Origin of the sequence: Natronococcus sp. JC468 (assembly GCF_012163165.1) — an archaeon.
GTDB lineage: Archaea > Halobacteriota > Halobacteria > Halobacteriales > Natrialbaceae > Natronococcus > Natronococcus jeotgali.
Map to the genome: position 1 here is coordinate 16674 of NZ_JAAVUO010000012.1, position 18037 is coordinate 34710.

At 67.8% G+C, this 18037-nt stretch carries 20 protein-coding genes; 10 read left to right on the forward strand and 10 right to left on the reverse strand.

The window, feature by feature from the left end; genetic code table 11:
- Positions 1–119: 119 nt before the first annotated feature.
- From gvpA to mutS, 5 genes are all read left to right on the forward strand, one after another.
- Entirely contained in the window at positions 120–401 is a 282-nt protein-coding gene (gene gvpA, locus GWG54_RS09195) for a gas vesicle protein GvpA (protein ID WP_015322023.1), read from the forward strand.
- A gap of 5 nt (positions 402–406) precedes the next feature.
- Positions 407–1441, forward strand: coding sequence for a gas vesicle protein GvpN (gene gvpN, locus GWG54_RS09200; RefSeq protein ID WP_167937490.1), 1035 nt, complete (start codon positions 407–409; stop codon positions 1439–1441).
- Positions 1442–1444: 3 nt separating this feature from the next.
- Entirely contained in the window at positions 1445–1996 is a 552-nt protein-coding gene (gvpO, locus tag GWG54_RS09205) for a gas vesicle protein GvpO, halophile-type (RefSeq protein WP_167937491.1), read from the forward strand.
- A 104-nt stretch (positions 1997–2100) separates the two neighbouring features.
- Positions 2101–2433, forward strand: coding sequence for a CHY zinc finger protein (locus tag GWG54_RS09210; RefSeq protein ID WP_167937492.1), 333 nt, complete (start codon positions 2101–2103; stop codon positions 2431–2433).
- 60 nt (positions 2434–2493) lie between these two features.
- Positions 2494–5175: a DNA mismatch repair protein MutS gene (gene mutS, locus GWG54_RS09215; protein ID WP_167937493.1), complete on the forward strand. Its 2682-nt coding sequence runs from the start codon at positions 2494–2496 to the stop codon at positions 5173–5175.
- 38 nt (positions 5176–5213) lie between these two features.
- Here the strand turns inward: mutS and GWG54_RS09220 are convergent, their stop codons facing one another.
- Positions 5214–5693, reverse strand: coding sequence for a DoxX family membrane protein (locus tag GWG54_RS09220; protein WP_167937494.1), 480 nt, complete (start codon positions 5691–5693; stop codon positions 5214–5216).
- 557 nt (positions 5694–6250) lie between these two features.
- On the opposite strand from GWG54_RS09220, the gene GWG54_RS09225 reads away from it, so the two are divergent.
- Entirely contained in the window at positions 6251–6703 is a 453-nt protein-coding gene (locus GWG54_RS09225; protein ID WP_167937495.1) for a YbhB/YbcL family Raf kinase inhibitor-like protein, read from the forward strand.
- A gap of 1 nt (position 6704) precedes the next feature.
- On the opposite strand, the gene nucS is transcribed toward GWG54_RS09225, so the two are convergent.
- Positions 6705–7445, reverse strand: coding sequence for an endonuclease NucS (gene nucS, locus GWG54_RS09230; RefSeq protein WP_167937496.1), 741 nt, complete (start codon positions 7443–7445; stop codon positions 6705–6707).
- Between the two features lie 110 nt (positions 7446–7555).
- Here nucS and GWG54_RS09235 point away from each other — a divergent pair, with 110 nt between their 5' ends.
- The gene (locus GWG54_RS09235; protein ID WP_167937497.1) at positions 7556–8155 is read left to right on the forward strand and encodes a hypothetical protein; all 600 of its coding nucleotides are present in this window, start codon (positions 7556–7558) and stop codon (positions 8153–8155) included.
- A gap of 3 nt (positions 8156–8158) precedes the next feature.
- On the opposite strand, the gene GWG54_RS09240 is transcribed toward GWG54_RS09235, so the two are convergent.
- Positions 8159–8641: a hypothetical protein gene (locus GWG54_RS09240; protein ID WP_167937498.1), complete on the reverse strand. Its 483-nt coding sequence runs from the start codon at positions 8639–8641 to the stop codon at positions 8159–8161.
- A gap of 347 nt (positions 8642–8988) precedes the next feature.
- Here GWG54_RS09240 and GWG54_RS09245 point away from each other — a divergent pair, with 347 nt between their 5' ends.
- Both GWG54_RS09245 and GWG54_RS09250 read left to right on the forward strand, forming a co-directional pair.
- On the forward strand, positions 8989–10923 hold the full coding sequence (locus GWG54_RS09245) for a beta-CASP ribonuclease aCPSF1 (protein ID WP_167937499.1): 1935 nt from the start codon (positions 8989–8991) through the stop codon (positions 10921–10923).
- Between the two features lie 360 nt (positions 10924–11283).
- Positions 11284–12261 (forward strand): EamA family transporter, encoded by a 978-nt coding sequence (locus GWG54_RS09250; RefSeq protein WP_167937500.1) that lies wholly within the window; start codon positions 11284–11286, stop codon positions 12259–12261.
- 111 nt (positions 12262–12372) lie between these two features.
- Here the strand turns inward: GWG54_RS09250 and nth are convergent, their stop codons facing one another.
- The 5 genes from nth to GWG54_RS09270 form a co-directional block, all read right to left on the reverse strand.
- Positions 12373–13188 carry an endonuclease III gene (gene nth / locus GWG54_RS09255; RefSeq protein WP_167937501.1) on the reverse strand — a complete coding sequence of 272 codons (816 nt, stop codon included), beginning with the start codon at positions 13186–13188 and terminating at the stop codon, positions 12373–12375.
- A gap of 81 nt (positions 13189–13269) precedes the next feature.
- The gene (locus GWG54_RS09260; protein WP_167937502.1) at positions 13270–13683 is read right to left on the reverse strand and encodes a DUF371 domain-containing protein; all 414 of its coding nucleotides are present in this window, start codon (positions 13681–13683) and stop codon (positions 13270–13272) included.
- 44 nt (positions 13684–13727) lie between these two features.
- A complete protein-coding gene (locus GWG54_RS09265) occupies positions 13728–15071 on the reverse strand; it encodes an alkaline phosphatase family protein (RefSeq protein WP_167937503.1) in 1344 nt (447 codons plus the stop codon).
- A 211-nt stretch (positions 15072–15282) separates the two neighbouring features.
- Positions 15283–15411, reverse strand: a complete 129-nt coding sequence (locus GWG54_RS21170; protein ID WP_280842095.1) for a hypothetical protein — start codon at positions 15409–15411, stop codon at positions 15283–15285.
- Positions 15412–15536: 125 nt separating this feature from the next.
- Complete coding sequence (locus GWG54_RS09270; RefSeq protein WP_167937504.1) at positions 15537–16067, reverse strand: inorganic diphosphatase; 531 nt, start codon at positions 16065–16067, stop codon at positions 15537–15539.
- A 189-nt stretch (positions 16068–16256) separates the two neighbouring features.
- On the opposite strand from GWG54_RS09270, the gene GWG54_RS09275 reads away from it, so the two are divergent.
- Positions 16257–16616, forward strand: a complete 360-nt coding sequence (locus tag GWG54_RS09275; protein WP_167937505.1) for a PadR family transcriptional regulator — start codon at positions 16257–16259, stop codon at positions 16614–16616.
- Between the two features lie 78 nt (positions 16617–16694).
- On the opposite strand, the gene GWG54_RS09280 is transcribed toward GWG54_RS09275, so the two are convergent.
- Positions 16695–17309: a hypothetical protein gene (locus GWG54_RS09280; RefSeq protein WP_167937506.1), complete on the reverse strand. Its 615-nt coding sequence runs from the start codon at positions 17307–17309 to the stop codon at positions 16695–16697.
- A gap of 38 nt (positions 17310–17347) precedes the next feature.
- Entirely contained in the window at positions 17348–17941 is a 594-nt protein-coding gene (gene rnhA, locus GWG54_RS09285) for a ribonuclease HI (protein WP_167937507.1), read from the reverse strand.
- Between the last annotated feature and the right edge of the window lie 96 nt (positions 17942–18037).

The window sequence follows — 18037 nt, forward strand, 5'->3', positions numbered from 1 at the left end:
CGCGCGCGTTATGGTGCTGCTTGCAGACGCAGTGTCGGCGAGTACCCCCCACCGCCTTCCGCTAGCTTGCATGCGCAGCGACAGTACTGTTACGGGTCGCGCGAGAACGGCCGGTTACAATGGCATCCCAACGAAGACCTGACGCCTCCAGTCTCGCGGAAGTGCTGGACCGAGTACTCGACAAGGGCGTCGTCATCGACGTCTGGGCACGCGTTTCGGTCGTCGGGATCGAACTCCTGACGATCGAGGCCCGCGTCGTCGTCGCCTCCGTCGACACCTTCCTCCACTACGCGGAGGAGATATCGAAAATCGAACAGGCCACCGCGGAGGGCGATCTCGAGGAGCTCGAGGAGCTCGAGATCGAGGAGCGACCCGAGTCCTCGCCGCAGTCCGCCGAGTAACCGACATGGGGGATTCGTCTTCGCGGGACCGAAAGGTTCGCGGCCGGAAGATCAGGTCGGATCGCAGCAAGAAGAAGCGCCGGAAGGCGAAGAAACAAGCGAAGAAGCGACGCGCGTCCAACGGAACCAGTGGCGGAAGCGGGAACGGCACCGACCCGTCGACGCTGACGAGTCCCGAGGAGATCGCCCCCGACCCGTTCGTCGAGACCAACGCCGTCACCGCGGTGCGAGACCGGATCACGGGCTGGCTCGAGGCCGGCCAGCCGGTCCACCTGATCGGTCCGACGGGCTGTGGGAAGACGGCGCTGGCGCTGTCGGCGGCCGCGGAGCGGGGCCGCCCGGTCGTCTGGCTCAACGGTGACGAGGCAGTCGGCACCGCCGAGCTCGTGGGCACCCACTCCGGCGGCGAGCGCTACGAGGAACGTGACCAGTTCGTCAGCGGCGTCAGCAAGACGACCGAGGTCGTCCGCGAGCGGTGGGTCGACAACCCGCTGTCGGTTGCGGTCAAGGAGGGCGCGACGCTCGTGTACAACGAGTTCTCCCGGAGCGATCCCGCGGCCCACAACGTCTTGCTGGCGGTGCTCGAGGAGGGCGTCCTCGAGCGTCCGGGCAAACACGGCGAGGATCGGACGATCGACGTCCACCCCGAGTTCCGGCTGCTCGTCACCTCGAACGACGTCGAGTACGCGGGCGTTCACGAACAGCAGGACGCCCTGCTGGATCGGTTCGTCGGCGTCCACGTCGACTACCACGACGCGGAGACCGAACGCGAGATCGTCGCCGCCCACGTCGACGCCCCTGAGGAGACCGTCGAGCGCGTCGTCGACGCCACCCGGACGCTGCGGGACGAACTCGACGTCATCGTCGGAACCCGCGCGGCGATCACCGCCGCGGAGGGGCTGACCGTCTTCGCGGCGGACGCCGACGAGGTCGACGACGAGCTGTTGGCGGACGTGTTCACCGACGTACTGGCACCGAAACTCGCCGGCGAGGACGACGAGATCGACGACCTTCGAGAGACGATCACCGACGCGCTGTAAGCTATGGCCGACGCCGAGACGACCGATCAAGAGCAGTGCCGGGCGCGCACCGGGGACGGCCAGCGGTGCTCCCGTCCGGCCCAGGAGGACGGGTTCTGTTACCAACACGACGAGAGTGATCCGACCGTGAGCGACAGCCAATCAGCACAAGAGCAGGACGAACAGGACGACAACCAGGAGGAGCAGGCCGAGGACGACACCCAGGAAGGGGACGTCCAGTCGGCGGAGATGGCCGACGAGGACGCCGCCGACCCCGAGGACGTCGACACCGAGGACGTCGACGCCGACGACCAGCTCGGCGGCGTGCTCGCGATCCGGAAGACGGTCCGGGAAACCGCGGGCAAGCTCGTCGGCCACGAGTTCGACGGCGTCAGCGAGATTTCGCCGATGGACGAGGGCTGGCGCGCGGTCGTCGAGGTCGTCGAGCGCTCGGCGGTCCCCGACACCCAGGACATCATCGGCCGCTACGAGATCGAACTCGACGAGGACGGCGTCGTCCAGGGGTACCGACGACTCGGACGGTACCGCCGCGGCGACACGAAAGCCTTCGAGTAGCGCGCCCATCGCCGCCGGCTCGCTCCGTCGATCACTCTCCAGTCCACCGTTTTCCGCGACGCTCCGTCGAAACCGCCAAGCCGCTGGCCGTCCTCGAGTCGACCGTGCGACTCGTCGGCGAGACGGCCGTGTACGGCCTCGAGGTCGGCCCGGACACCCGCTGTGAGCACTACCGCAGCGAGCGCGACGTCGTCGCGTTCCAGTTTGCCTGCTGCGAGCGGTACTACCCCTGTTTTCGCTGTCACGCGGCCGTCGCCGACCACGACGCGGTCGGCTGGCCCGAGGCGCGGTTCGACGAGCCGTCGGTGCTGTGTGGCGCCTGCGGGACGACGCTGACGGCCCCCGAATACCTCGACTCGGACTCGCGGTGTCCGGCCTGTGAAGCGTCGTTCAACCCGGGCTGCAAGGACCACCTCGAGCACTATCTCGAACGGTGACTCGCGAACTCGAGCGCTGATCCAGCAAGTTATTTCCCCGCCGAGCGGCCGAGTGCGGGTATGGATCCGGCGCTTGGCCCGCCAGACGCGATGGCCGAGAAACGCGACGAGCTGACGCCGATGATGCGTCAGTACCACGACCTCTGTGCGCGCTACGACGACGCGCTCGTGCTCTTTCAGGTGGGCGATTTCTACGAGACCTTCTGCGGCGCCGCCGAGCGCACCGCCCGCTTGCTCGAGGTGACACTGACGAGCCGCGAGGACAGCACGGGGGAGTACCCGATGACTGGGATTCCGGTCGACAACGCCGAATCGTACGTCGAGGAGCTGCTCGAGGCCGGCTACCGGGTCGCCGTCGCCGACCAGATCGAGGAGCCCGGCGAGTCCCCGGGCGTCGTCGAGCGGGCGGTCACCCGCGTCATCACGCCCGGAACGCTCACCGAGGACGAGCTGCTGGCCGGCGACGACAACAACTTCGTCGCCGCGCTGGCACGGGGGGACGGCGACGGCGACGACGAGGAGCTCGCCGTCGCCCTGCTGGACGTCTCGACGGGCGACTTTCTCGCGACGAGCTCGAGTTCGAGGGAGGCGATCGCCGACGAGGTGAGCCGGTTCGCCCCCTCGGAGGCCGTCGTCGGTCCCGACGCGAGCGACGACCCCCTCCCCGAGGACTGCATGGTGACGCCGTTCAATCCCGACGCGTTCGCCCTCGAGCGCGCGACCGAAACCGTCTCGGGGTACTTCGGCGAGCCAGAGGCCCTGCTAGCGGCCGACGCCGAGGTCCGGGCCTGCGGCGCCCTGCTCGAGTACGCCGAGTACGCCCGCGGGGGCGCCGAGAGCGACGCGGACGCCGGCGCGTCCGATCGCGGCGCCCGCCTCGACTATCTCACCCACCTCACGCGGTACGACCCCCGCGAGTACCTGCTGTTAGACGCCGTCGCGCTGCGCAGCCTCGAGCTGTTCGAACCCCGCGCCGTGCGGGCCCGCGAGGACGCGACCCTGATCGGCGTCCTCGACGAGACCGCCAGCGCGCTGGGCGGGCGAGCGCTTCGGGACTGGCTCCGCCGACCGCTGCTCGAGCCCGACCGGATCGAGGCCCGCCTCGACGCCGTCGAGGAGCTAACGGGGTCGGTCCGGACCCGCGAGCACCTCCACGAGCTGTTGCGGGACGTCTACGACCTCGAGCGCCTGATCGGGCGGATCTCCCGCGAACGGGCGAACGCCAGGGACCTGCGCTCGCTGCGGGACACGCTGGCGGTCGTCCCCGAGATCCGCGAGCTGCTCGCCGACGCCGACTGCAACCGACTGCGGGAGCTACACGAGGACCTCGACCCCCTCGCGGACGTCCGCGAGCTGATCGACGACGCCGTCGTCGCGGACCCGCCGATCGAGATCACCGAGGGCGGGATCGTCGCGGAGGGGTACGACGCGGATCTGGACGACCTCCGGGGAACCGCGCGGGACGGCAAGCAGTGGATCGACGACCTCGAGGCCCGCGAGCGCGAGCGGACGGGGATCGACTCGCTGAAGGTCGGCTACAACTCCGTCCACGGCTACTACATCGAGGTGACGAACCCGAACCTCGAGGCGGTACCCGAAGACTACCAGCGCCGCCAGACCCTGAAGAACTCCGAGCGGTTCGTCACGCCCGAGCTCAAAGACCGCGAGGACGAGATCGTCGGCGCCGAGGAGCGCGCGGACGAACTCGAGTACGAGCTCTTTTGCGAGGTGCGAAGCGCGGTCGCCAACGAGGTCGAGCGCGTCCAGGCGCTGGCCGACGCGCTGGCGACGGTCGACGCCCTGGTCTCGCTGGCGACCGCCGCGGCCCAGTACGACTACTGCCGGCCGGAGATCCGCGACCGCGACGCCGACCTCGAGATCGACGTCGAGGGCGGGCGCCACCCCGTCGTCGAGCGCACCCAGGAGTCGTTCGTTCCCAACGGCGCCGTCCTCTCGCCCGATCGGCGGCTGGCGGTGATCACGGGGCCGAACATGTCCGGGAAGTCGACGTATATGCGCCAGCTGGCCCAGATCGTTCTTCTCGCGCAGGTCGGCAGCTTCGTCCCCGCGGAGTCGGCCCGGATCTCACCCGTCGACCGGATCTTCACTCGAGTCGGCGCCAGCGACGACATCGCGGGCGGGCGCTCGACGTTCATGGTCGAGATGGACGAACTCGCGACCATTTTGCGGGAGGCCGACGAGCGCTCGCTGGTCCTGTTGGACGAGGTCGGTCGGGGAACCTCGACGGCCGACGGGCTGGCCATCGCGCAGGCGATCACCGAGCACCTCCACGACGAGGTCGGCGCGCCGACGCTGTTCGCGACCCACCACCACCCGCTGACCGAGCTGGCCGACTACCTCGAGGCCGCGTTCACGCTCCACTTCGAGGTCGAACAGCGCGAGGGCGAGGTGGTCTTCCACCACGAGATCGCCCCCGGTGCGGCGACGGGCTCCTACGGCGTCGAGGTCGCGACCGCGGCGGGGGTCCCCGCCGCGGTCGTCGAGCGCTCCCGGGAACTCGTCGCCGAAAACGCGGACGAGTCGGCGCTCGACGGGCCCGACCCCCAGTCAGGCCCGCCGGGACGAGCGGACGAGTCCCACGTTCCGGCCTCGACCGACGGCGGGAGTCAGGGGCTTCCCGACGACGTCGCCAGCGAGCTCCGCTCGCTCGAGCTGGCCCACCTCACGCCAGTCGAGGCGCTGACGGAGCTCGATCGGTTACAGCGGCTGCTCGAGGAGTAGGTGAACGAACGACCGAAAATCGAGTCAGTTAGCGAACGTTACTCGGAGCGACGGGCAACTCGCGCGAACGCGAGCGCGGCGCCGAACAGCGCGGTGTTTTTCAGGAACTGGATCTGCTCTTGCTGTTTCTCTTCGGGATCGTCCTGGTTCCAGAAGTCGTGCATCACCGGGGTCGTGCCGGCCAGGAAGCCGGCGATCCCGAGCGCGGCCGCGGCCGGAAGCTTCCAGAGGACGACGCCGAGCCCGCCCAGCAGCAGGCCGACGCTCGCTGCGGGGACGGTGCGGTCGGGCTCGGGTGCGCCCTTGAACTCGGCGTAACCGATGCGTTCCTCGAGGTTGCGCAGGTTGTCGATCGCGTTGAACGCGAGGACGCCCCCGAAGAGGACGCGCCCGAGGCGGAAGAGCGCGGAGTCGGTTACCGATCCGTCGTCGTCGGTCGGCTCCGCGACGGTCTCGGTGCGCTCGAGGGGTTCGTCGTCGCTATCGCTGCGGCTCGTGAGTCGAGAGGCAAGTGCCATCACCAGCGCTAGCGGATCGAGCGGGATAAGTCCGCGCTGACACCGATGTTACTGCGCTCCGGTTTGACATCCTCCCGCGACTTTAGGCGCGGGAATCCGCGAAGCGGAGTTCAAGATTGCGCGTTTCCTCGGGAGCGAAGTACGCTTTCGCGTCCTCCCTTCGACAGTACCCGCCCAATTATGACTGAGGGCGTGGATTCCAGCGCGTGCAGCCCTGTCAATGGGGCCTTCCACCTCGGACGCGCCGAGTGGGTCAACGGACCGAATACCGCTCGTCCTCACCAGCGGGGTATTCAGCCCGCGTGGTGCCGCCATTCGCGTCCGACCCGTGAGCCGGGACGTGGCGGAGTGGTTCAGTCGGATTTGTTACCACGCGGGAAGTCACGGCAAAGCCGTGGTGCCGTCGAATACGACGTTTCCCAACATGGGAACTCCGGTACTGCCGTCTTCGGTTCGAAGCGTCATCAAGCTTACACGCGTATCCACGGCCTAAAGGCCGTGACATTGCGCTGTTCCGCCTGTAACTTACTTCGTGGGCGGAGTGGGAGCGTCGAACGATGGCGACGCTCACACTCTCGAGCCCGGCGTTCGGCGACGGCGAACGGATTCCCGATCGGTACGGCTATCACGAGGAAAACGTCAACCCGCCCCTCGAGATCGAGGGCGTTCCCGAGGCGGCCAAGTCGCTCGCGCTGATCGCGGACGACCCCGACGCGGTCGGGCCCGCGGGCAAGGTCTGGGACCACTGGATCATCTGGAACGTCTCCCCGGAGATCGGGACGATCCCCGAGGACTGGACCCCCGACGCGACGGAGGGAACGAACGACTTCGGCGCGGTCGGCTACGGCGGTCCGAGCCCGCCGGACCGGGAGCACACGTATCGGTTCGCGGTCTTCGCACTCGAGACCGCCCTCGAGCTCGGCTCCGAAACCGACGCCGACGCCCTCCGGGAGGCGATGGAGGGCCACGTGCTCGCGGACGCGACGCTCGAGGGGACCGACGCGCCGTAGCTCAATCGGTCGGCTCGAGGGCGACGAACTCGAGGCCGTGCCGGGCCAGCAGCCGATCGGCCCGGTCGGTCACGGAGGGCGCGACGAGGACGCCCCGAACCGAGGCGTCAGCGTGCAGATCCCGTTCTAAGGCGTCGACGTACCGGCGAAGCTGGCTCACCGCGTCGGGGCCGACCCGTCGGCGCTTGAGTTCGACGACGACGGATCGCCCGGCCGCGTCCTCGCCGTAGACGTCGATCGCCCCGGCGGGCGTGTCCCGCTCGGTCGCCAGCGGCGTGAACCCCTCCTCGAGCAGGCCGGGTTCCTCGAGGATCCGCCGGCGGAGGTCCTCCTCGGTGCCGACGACCGCGATCTCGGTCGGGTCCGAGCCCGCGAACGTCGAAACCTGCACCACCAGCTCGAAGCGGACGACCAGCCGTTCGTCGGGCGAGGACCGCACGCTCTCGATCACGAGCGCGCCGTCCTCGCAGCGAACCGAGCGGTCGCAGCCGGGCGGTTGCCAGTTAACGGGCTGTTGGCCCTCATCGGTGTGGACCAGCGCCGCGCCGTCGGGCTTGAGCATGAGGTGGCGGTCGCCCTCCTCGAGCCGGCTCGAGGCCCGACCGTCGTAGTCGACGGTGCATCGTCCGAAGACGGTGATCATCGCCTCGCGGTCGATGCCGTCGGCGATCGCCTCCCGGGCGGTCTCGAGGGCGGGGTGCTCGAGTGTCGTCGCCTGCGGGGGTCGCGTACCGGATGTCACGCGTCGGAGTAACCGGTTCAGGGAGAAAAGGGGCCCGAACGCGGGTCGGCTCGGTGACGGCTCGGCGATCGAAAACCCTTATTCTCGTGGGCAGGCGCGTTCGAACTACGATGACCAGCGAACACGATCGTCGCCGATTCCTTCAGCTTACCGGAACGAGCGCCGCCGCGACGGTGGCCGGCTGCACCGACGTCAATCCGCTGAACGACGGCGGGGACGGCGGCGAGCACGGCGACGTTCTCACCGCCGTCGTCGGCCCGAGCACCGCGGAGATCGAGGAGCTCCGGGAGCGGGTCGCCGAGGAGGAACTCGACATGACCGAGGCCCAGCAGCGCCAGCAGGAACTCGTCGAGGACGCGATCGAGGCGTTCGAGACCCGGGCCGAGGACGACGACGGCCTCTCGATCGAGGACGCGAGTCCCGAGTACGGCCTCTACCGAGTCGACGGCGACGCCGGGACGATCGTCGACGAACTCAACGGGGGATCGATCGCGTCGCTCTCGGAGGGCGCGGCCTACGACCGCATCCTCGCGGAGCGGGAACGGCGGTCGGAAGGGGGCAACGTCGACCCTGACGGCGAGATCGACGCCAACGAGAGCGATCCGGACGGCGAGAGGAACGACGAAAGCGACGACGGCGGGCAGGGTGCGAACGGAACCGAAAGCGACGACGGCCCGACCGACGCGAGCTCCGGCGAGGAAGTCGCGTAACCCCTACTCGACCCCGAAGGGGCTCTCCCGTTCGGTCCAGCTCCAGCCCGGCAGTCGCTCCTGGAAGCCGGCGGCCAGCGCGGCCTCGCAGTCGTCGACCCCGGCGTTCTCGCTCTCGTCGCCGTGGACCCGCAGGTCGGCGTAGTGAAACGTCGCCTCGCCGAGCGTCCGCAGGGGTTGGGCACCCGCGATCGTCGCCGCCAGCTCGCGGCCGAGGATCTCGTCGACGACGAAGCCGGGGTAGTCGCCGTCGACGTCGAGCTCGCGCAGGATCGCGACCATCGCGGCAACGTTGACCGCGAGGTCACCGTCGGCGAAGACGGCGTCGACCTCCTCGCGGTAGGCCGCCTCGGTGACGGGATCGACGTCGGTCTCGAAGATCGATCCGAGGTCCTCGCGCACGTCGTTGACGATCGGGACGACGGCGTCGGCGCGTCCGCGGACCCACTCGTACTCGGCGGCGACGCGGTTCGGCGTGAGGTGCATGTGGTCGCTTCGGCCCGAACCACCCTGGGTTTTGCGAAGGCTTTTATACCACGCAAAGAATAGCCTCGTGTAAGCGGGTTCTCCCTGGAATCTTCCCGCACGAACCAGGATAACCGACTTGGGAGCGTCTTCATCGGGCGAACCACCACACGATGACTCGAGACACCGGACGGAACGGTAGTTCCGTCGTCCGACGGTGCCGTCGCTTGCGGTCCTCAGTACTGCGGCGGGCGACGGCCGTCGACCGACGGGCCGTCGGCGATCCCGGTCCCCGCGGTGGTGCGTTCGTTTCGACGGCTGCGACGTCCCCCACGTCGGCGAGTTCACGCAATCGATAACTGGCGATTATGAGCACTGTAGAGCAGCAACTCGACGATTTGAAAGCAGAGATCACGAGCGAGTTACCGAACGATATCTCGGTTTCCTCGGTGAAGTACGAAGGTCCCGAACTGGTCGTCTACACGCGCGACCCCAAGGAGTTCGCCCAGCAGGGCGACCTCGTCCGACAGCTGGCGAGCAAACTGCGAAAGCGGATCACCGTCCGTCCGGACCCGAGCGTCCTCTCGCGGCCCGACGAGGCCCGCGAGGAGATCATGAACGTCATCCCCGACGACGCCGGCGTCACGGACCTGGACTTCCACGCCGACACCGGCGAGGTCGTCATCGAGGCCGAAAAGCCCGGGATGGTCATCGGCCGTCACGGCTCGACGCTCCGGGACATCACGAAAACCGTCGGCTGGACGCCCGAAGTCGTCCGAACCCCGCCGATCGAGTCCTCGACGGTCTCGAACGTCCGGAGCTTCCTCAAACAGGAACGGGACGACCGACGGGACATTCTGGAACGCGTGGGTCGTCAGATCCACCGCGAGGAGATGTCCGACGACGAGTACGTCCGCATCACGACGCTGGGTTGCTGTCGCGAGGTCGGACGGGCCTCCTTCATCCTCTCGACGCCCGAGACCCGAATCCTCATCGACTGCGGCGACAAGCCCGGCGCCGAGGGCGAGGTGCCGTACCTTCACGCCCCCGAGGCGCTAGGTGCGGGCGCACAGACGATCGACGCGGTCGTGCTCACCCACGCCCACCTCGACCACTCCGCGCTCATCCCGCTTCTCTTTAAGTACGGCTACGACGGACCGATCTACTGCACCGAGCCCACGCGCGACCTGATGGGGCTGCTGACGCTCGACTACCTCGACGTCGCCGCCAAGGAGGGGCGCACCCCGCCGTACGACTCCGAGATGGTCCGCGAGGCGATCAAACACACCATCCCGCTCGAGTACGGCGACGTCACCGACATCGCACCCGACGTCAAACTGACGCTGCACAACGCCGGGCACATCCTCGGCTCGGCCGTCTCCCACTTCCACATCGGCGACGGCCTCTACAACGTCGCGTTCTCGGGCGACATCCACTACGACGACACGCGCCTGTTCAACGGCGCCGTCAACGACTTCCCGCGGGTCGAGACGCTCGTGCTCGAGTCGACCTACGGCGGTCGCAACGACTACCAGACCGACCAGGAGGACTCCGAGCGAAAGCTCGTCGACGTCATCAACGAGGCCTACGACCGCGACGGGAAGGTCCTCATTCCCGCCTTCGCCGTGGGTCGCTCCCAGGAGATCATGCTCGTCCTCGAGGAGGCGATGCGATCGGGGAAGATCCCCGAGATGCCCGTCCACCTCGACGGGATGATCTGGGAGGCGACGGCGATCCACACGACCTACCCCGAGTACCTCCGGGACGACCTGCGGGATCGGATCTTCCACGACGACGAGAATCCCTTCCTCGCCGAGCAGTTCAACCACATCGACGGCGGCGAGGAGGAACGCCAGGACGTCGCCGACGGCGAGCCCTGTATCATCCTCTCGACGTCGGGGATGGTCACCGGCGGTCCGATCATGTCCTGGCTGAGCCACCTCGGCCCCGATCCGGACTCCTCCCTGGTCTTCGTCGGCTACCAGGCCCAGGGGACCCTCGGCCGGCGCATCCAGAACGGCTGGGACGAGATTCCCACCAGCGAGGTCGGCGCGATGGGCAACGGCGGCGGCCGCGGCACGCTCTCGCTGAACATGAACGTCGAGACCGTCGACGGCTTCTCCGGCCACGCCGACCGCGCTGGCCTCGAGAACTTCGTGAAGACGATGAACCCGCGTCCCGAGAAGGTGCTCTGCGTCCACGGCGACGAGCGCTCGACGCAGGACCTCTCCTCGGCGCTGTACCACGACTACAACATGCGGACGTTCGCGCCGAAGAACCTCGAGACGTTCCGCTTCCTGTAGAAAGCCCTCACGACCGCCTGACAGCGGTCGTTCGCCCTTTCAGTCCACCAGATCCGCAACGCGGCGCGGGGATCCCCGCGCCGCGCGGTCGGCCTGCCCTCCCCCGTGACTCGAGCGCGCGACCCGAACGGCGCCGCGCGCTCGAGTTGGCCACGGTCGCTGGACGAGTCCGGATCACCGTTTCGAGGACGGCCTGTCGGAGATCGTGGGACGAAGTGACAGTCGACACTTCTTGCAGGATACTCTTGGAACTCGAGGGACTCGGTCGGAACTGATGGAACGCGACGAGCGCGGCCGTCTCGAGGGCCACGGCACCGATCGGTTTCGAACGCGCGGCTCCCTCCGAGGGGTGAGCCGCCCGTGATCTCGACCTGGTTCCTCTACGCCCTCCTGACCGCGGGGATCTACGCCGTGATCGCGCTGCTCTCGAAGATCGTCAGCGGCGTCGAGATCGACGACCCGCTGACGCTGGCGATCTACAACTGCGTCCCCTTCTACGCCGTCTACGTCCTCGTCGGGCTCGCTCTCGAGTGGCCCGCGATCCGCAATAGCCTCGCCGGGGTCGGCGGCGAGGGAGTGGCGGGCGCCGAGCCCGTCCCGATCGCGATCGCGCTGGGGTTCGGCGTCGTCTCGACGATCGCCTACGGCGTCTACTACTGGGGGCTGGTCAACGGCGACGTCTCGCGGTTCGTCCCCGCGCTGTCGATCGAGACCGTCTTCGTGCTCGTGCTGGGCTTTCTGGTGCTCGACGAGGCCTTTCCCTCCGGCGTCTACGCGGGGGTCGCGCTGGTCGTCTTCGGCGCGCTGTTCATCTCGTACGACCGGGAGGCGGGCTCGATCCGCGAGAGTCTGACCTTCTCGACGGTCGGCGTCGCGATCCTGGCCGCGATCGCCTTCGCCGTCTTCAACACCGGAATGAAGGTCCTCACGGACGGCTTCGGCACCGTCGAGATCCTCTTCTGGATCAGCCTCGGCGGCCTGCTCTCGATCGCCGCGATCGTCCCGTTTCGCGCCGACGGCGGGGTCCAGCCCGACCCGGCCGACCTGCTGGCCGGGCGCGTTCGGCTCACGAAGGGGACGAAGCTGCTGCTGGTCGGCGGCCTGCTCAACGCCGTCGGACTGTTCACGTTCATCCGCGCGCTCGAGAACGGCCCCGTCTCGCTGGCGACCGCGATCACCAAACTCGACGTGATGATGGTCTTCGTCGGCGCGCTCGCGCTCTCGAAGCTCGCGCCCGCCGTCCTCGAGGAGCAGTTCGATCCGTTCACGCTGGCCCAGAAGGCCTCGGCGTCGATGATCGTCCTCGTCGGCTCGGCGCTGATCCAGTTCAGCTACTGAGGTCGCGGCGGCCGCGTCGCCCGTGGGTACAGCGCGACGAACGCTCCGCGAGACGATTGCGGGGAGAACGACTGTTCTGCGATCGCCCGGTACCTCGGTAGGGCGGCCGTATCAGGACTCCGGGGCCTCGGCCGGATCGACGACCTCGCCCGTCGCCGGGTAGACGCCGACCTGCTCGCAGACGTCGGCCATCGGACACGCGTCGGGATCCTCGAGGCAGGCCGGTTTGCGGGCCGTGCAGTACTCGCGGCCGAACTGGATCGAGGCGGTGTGGCCGAAGCCGCACTTCGCGGCGGGGACCTCCCGCTCGAGGACGGCCCGAACCGCCTCGTGGTCGGCGTCGGGCGGGGCGATCCCCAGTCGGCGGTAGATCCGGTGGACGTGCGTGTCGACGGGGAAGACGCCGCCGCGCCCGCCCGAGAATAGCAGGACGCAGTCGGCGGTCTTCGGGCCGACGCCGTGGATCTCGAGCAGCCGATCGCGGACCGCCTCCGGCTCGTCTTCCCTGACGAAGTCGTCGAACCCCGCTGCCGAGCCGAACTCCTCGAGGATCTCCTCGGCGGCGCCGATGATCATCTCCGATTTCTGGTTGTACAGCCCCGCGGAGCTGATCGTCTCGGCCAACTCGGAGCGTTCGGCATCGGCCAGCGCCGCTGCCAAGTCCCGATCCGGGTCGTCGTATCGTTCGATCAGCGCGTCGTGGGCCGGCTGGCTCGCCTTGTCGCTGGTGTTCTGGCTCAGGATCGTCCGGACCAGACAGGTGAACGCGTCCTGCCCGCCGTAGGTCTTCTGCCAGTACAGCTCGCCGAGGCGGTCGACGACGCGCTCGGCACGGGTCTCGGCGGTCGCCGGATCGAACTCGGCTGCGGCTCCGCCTCCGGCGTCGCCGCCGCTGATGTTGACCGACGGCTCTCGGTCGTCACTCATGGCCGCGCGTTTGGGTTCGAGAAGCAAAACCGCCGCGGAAGCGACACCACGGCTCGAGCCGCGGACGGACCGCGGGGACGATCACTCGACGGTGACGCTCACCGTCGTCTCGGCGCCCGCCGCGAGCGCGTCGATCAGGTCGCGATCGAACCCCTCGGCCGCGAACTCGGCGTCGACCAGGATCGTCCGGTCGTCGACGTAGTCGCTGGTTCGCCCGACCGCGCTGCGCTCGTTCGCGAACTCGAGGTCGGGGTCGCCCCGTCCCGCGACGGACTCGCGGTGGCCGTCGGCCTCGATCTCGACGGTGATCGTCGCCTCGGCGTCCCGACAGGCGTCGACGAACTCGGGGTCGAAGTCCGCGGGCGCTCGGTCAGCCTCGATCGCGAGGATGCAATCGCCGGCGGGGGTGAGGTAGTCGTCGGTCGTCACCTCGAACGTGCTCGCGTGGTCGGCGCTGACGTGCTCGTGTCCTCGAGCGCGGATGACTTCCTTCATACCTCCGCGGAACCGCGCCGGGCGGAAAACGGGATCGATCGGGCCTAGAGCAGACTCGCGCCGTCGAGCTCGCTGCGGCTGTACTCGACCTCCAGCAGCTCCAGGATCGTCGGCGCGATGTCGAAGAGGTCGGCGTCGCCGATGGAGGCGTCGGGATCGTCGATGTACAGCGAGGTGTCGTCGAAGCTGTGCATCCCGTTTCGCGGCCCCGTCGTGAAGATCTCGGAGTCGGCCTTGAACCCGGACTTGAGGTCGAATCCCTTGTTCGGGATCGCGACCAGATCCGGCGCAATGTCGTCGTGGTCGCCCCGGAACGCCGCCTCCTTCTCGACGACGCGGTCGACGACCTTCTTCCCGTCGGGACCCTCGAGGGCCTCGAGGTCGGCCTTGAGCTCGTCGCGAACGTCGTCGTACTCGTCTTCGGGGACCGAACCCCGCGGTTCGCGACCCTCGAGGTTGAGGTAGAACCGCCCGGGGATAAAGGAGTAGGCGCGGGTCTCGTCGCTGATGTCGCCCAGCTCCTCGGGCTCGTCCGTCCCGAAGGAGAGCCACCCCTCCTCCCGGAGCCACTCGTTGAAGTGGACCTCGTAGTCGAGGCTCGTGAAGCCGTGGTCGGAGGCGACGATCAGCGTGACGTCCTCGGGCAGGGCCTCACGCAGCCGACCGATGTAGTCGTCGACCTTCTCGTAGAACTCGAAGAACTCCTCCCGGTACTGGCCGTCGCGCTCGTAGTCTTTGAACAGGAAGTGGTTGACCCGATCGGTCGTCATGAAGACGCCGAAAAAGAGGTCCCAGTCGTCCTCCTCGATGTAGTGTTTGAACGCCTCGAAGCGCGCGTCGACGGTCTCGTGGGCGTCCTCGATGAACGCCGCCTTGTCCTCCTCGTGGCCGAGCTTCGGGTTGACGTCGATGCGGTAGTCGAGCCCCTCGAGGTAGTCCCGAACGTCGTCGGGGTAGGCGGCCTTCTCGAGATCGGGCGAGAGAAAGCCCGAGACCATCCGCTGGACGTTGCGCTGGGGCGGGAACGTGACGGGGACGTTCATCACCGTCGCCTTCAGCCCCTCGTCCTGAACGCGGTCCCAGACGCGGTCGGCCTGGACCTCCCGACCCATCGGAACGTACGTGTCGTACGTTCCGACCTCGCGGTCCTGAAAGCCGTAGACGCCGGTCTCACCGGGGTTGACCCCGGTGGTCAGCGACGGCCAGCAGGCGCTTGACTCGGGCGGAACGATGCTCGAGATCTCGCTCGCAGTTCCCTCTTCCGCGATCGCCGCGAAGTTCGGGAAGCGATCCTCGTGTTCGGAGAGCAGACTGTACGGCACGCCGTCGACGCCGATAAACGCGACTCGGGGGTTGTCGTCGCCCCGCAACCGGTCGAACAGACCCATGGGGGGCCGTAGTCCGACCGCATACAAGAAGGTTCGTTTCCGGACACTGTTTTCGACGATCGACGACGGCGAGTCGAGCGCCGTCGGCGCTCTCGTGACGTTCGCTCCCGAAAACGGCGACGATCGGCCCGCCGTTTCCGGAATCGGCGGCTCGTAGACGGCGGCAAAACGGCTCCGGAGCGGGACGCGGCGAGGACGTCGTCCGTCGAACTCACTTCTCGGGCCCGTCCGACTCCGATCGATCGGGTCGGAAGTTCGTCGGGACGACCGTGAGGTGGGCCATCCCCGAGCCGGGTTCGACCGAGTCGGACTCTCGTACGGACGGGTTGGTTGCTGCCATGACGATCGGTAGTATGGCGGCTCGGCCAATAAAATTACCCATGCTCATAACGTATGCGACGGGCGGGCGGAGATAACTCGAGCGTATTCGGGCGCGACGAAACGAAGGCCGGGACGGCGTCGCCGTTAGAAGTGCTCCTCGTAGAGCTCCTGGGCGTGCTCGATCGCGTCGTAGGCGGCCTGCTTATCCTCCCAGCCCTGCGTCTCGACTTCCTTGCCCTCCTCGAGATTCTTGTAGGTCGCGAAGAACTCGTCGATCTCGTCGAGTTGCTGCTGGGGGATGTCCTTGAGGTCCTCGATGTGGTCGTAGCGGGGGTCCTCGCTGGGGACAGCGATGACCTTGTCGTCCTGCTCGCCGTCGTCGTCCATCTTCATCAGCGCGACGGGACGGGCCTCGATGATGCAGCCGGGGAACGTCTGGTCCTCGACGAGGACGAGGACGTCGAAGGGGTCCTCGTCGTCGTAGTAGCTCTGCGGGATGAAGCCGTAGTCGGCGGGGTAGTGGACGTTCGAGTGGAGCACGCGGTCGAGCACGACGCCGGGGACGTCCTTGTCGTACTCGTACTTGTTGCGCTCGCCCTTGAGACACTCGACGACGGCGTAGATCTCTTCGGGTGCGTTCGGTCCGGTCTCTAACTCTTCCCAGAGATTGACCATGTGGCTTGAAACTCCACGGTAGGTCAAAAAGTACTTTCGTAATCGGATCGAACGCTACGACCGACGGTCGCCGAACGATCGACGAGGACGGGCTCGAGGCGGCGGCGTTGACGGCTGGACGCGGTCTGACGAACCGATCGGGCAGAATAGTTGAGAAGTCTTAAATAGTCCGGATACTTTCAGGAAAGTATGTCAGAGGCACAATCAATCAGCGGCGATCAGAGCGTCGCGCGCGAGCTGACGGCGTTCCAGAACAACATCCTCACCATCCTCGCCAAGGAGCCGATGTACGGCCTGGCGATCAAACGCGAGCTCGAGGACTACTACGGCACCGAGGTCAACCACGGCCGACTCTACCCGAACCTCGACGAACTCGTCGAGCTCGGCCTGGTCGAGAAGAGCGAACTCGACAAGCGAACGAACCAGTACTCGCTGACCGACGAGGGCTACGAGGCCGTCCTCGACGGCGTCCAGTGGTCCCTCTCGAAGATCGTCACCGACGACGACCGCGCCGACGAGATCCGCCAGCTCGTCGACGAGAGCTACTGAGCGACAACCGAGGTGTCAGAACCGCCGTTCGCGCCCGATCGCACGCCGAAGTCGTGATCGGGTGCGCCACCGTCCCTTTTATTTGGCCGACGACTTCCGGAGCTCGGGGTGTGGCTCGTCGACCGCCTCGAACGCCAGCCGGATCGACTCCTCGATCGCCTCGCGCTGGGCCGCCGAGGGCCAGGCGTTGCGGACGAAGTACTCGGTTCGAAACTCCTCGAGCTCCGCGGGCGTCGCCGACGCGATCGGCTTCGCGTAGTGGTTGCCGAAAAACGCCGCGAGGGCGTCCGCGTTGTCGCCGTGGACGTCGCCGTGGCGCTCCCGAACCGCGGCGGCGAGCTGGCGGTTTCGCTCGTCGACGGCCCGCCAGTCGTCGGGGTCCTCGGTACCCTCGAGCCGAATCTCGATCGCGCGGTCGATGTCCTCGATGCGGTCGGTTCTGATGACGCCGTCCTCGTGCCACTCCGCGGGGTGGAGCACGAGCGTCGCGTCCTCGTCGTCTCGGACGCGGGCGGTAAACCCGTGCTCGTCGAGTAGGTCGTCGCGGCGCTCGAGCCGGGCTGCTCGCTCGTTCTCGTCGGTCGCGGTGCGGGCCAGTCGGGTCAGCCGTTCGGCCTCCTCGACGACGTCGTCGGGGAGGTCGCCGGACGTTCCGTCCTCGTCCGCGTCCCCCTCGTTCGCGAGGTCGCTCATACCCCTCGTTCGCGCTCGAGGGTTTTTCCCTTGCCGCTTCACGCTCGATCCAGCGCCTCGTTAGCCAGCCCGTCCGCGCGGTCGTTGACCTCCCGGGGAACGTACTCGAGGGTCCACTCGTCGAACCGCGAGAGCAGTTCGCGGGCGGCGACGCGTCGCTCGCGTAGCTCCGGATTGTTGGTGTCGTACTCACCCCGGACCTGTTTGACGATCAGCTCGGAGTCGCCCCGGACGTGGACCTCGCCGTAGCCGTACTCCGTGGCGGCCTCCAGGGCCGTGATCAGCGCCTCGTACTCGGCCCGGTTGTTCGTCGTCCGGCCGATCCGCTCGCTCCCCTCGGCGACGATCCCGTCGCCGGTGACGATCACCCACCCGATCGCCGCGGGGCCGGGGTTGCCGCGGCTGGCGCCATCGAAGTAGACGTGCGCGCGGCCGCCCCCGTCCCGGAGCAGCGACTCGAGTTTGCGGGGCGTCTCGCCCTGGATTACGACCTTCCCGTCGTAGGCGACGGCCGTCGCGCCGTCGCGGCTCGCCCGCCAGCGCTCGTGTTCGGTATTCCCGGCGTCGACGGTGACGCCCGCGTCCTCGAGACGGTCGCGGGCGGCGTCGACGTCGCACTCGATAACCGGCATTCCTGCCGGTGATCGACGAGAACCGAATAAATGTTTTCCGGTTCCAAATCGTAAACCACACCTCTGAACGCCTGTCGGTGGGGATTTCGGGGAATG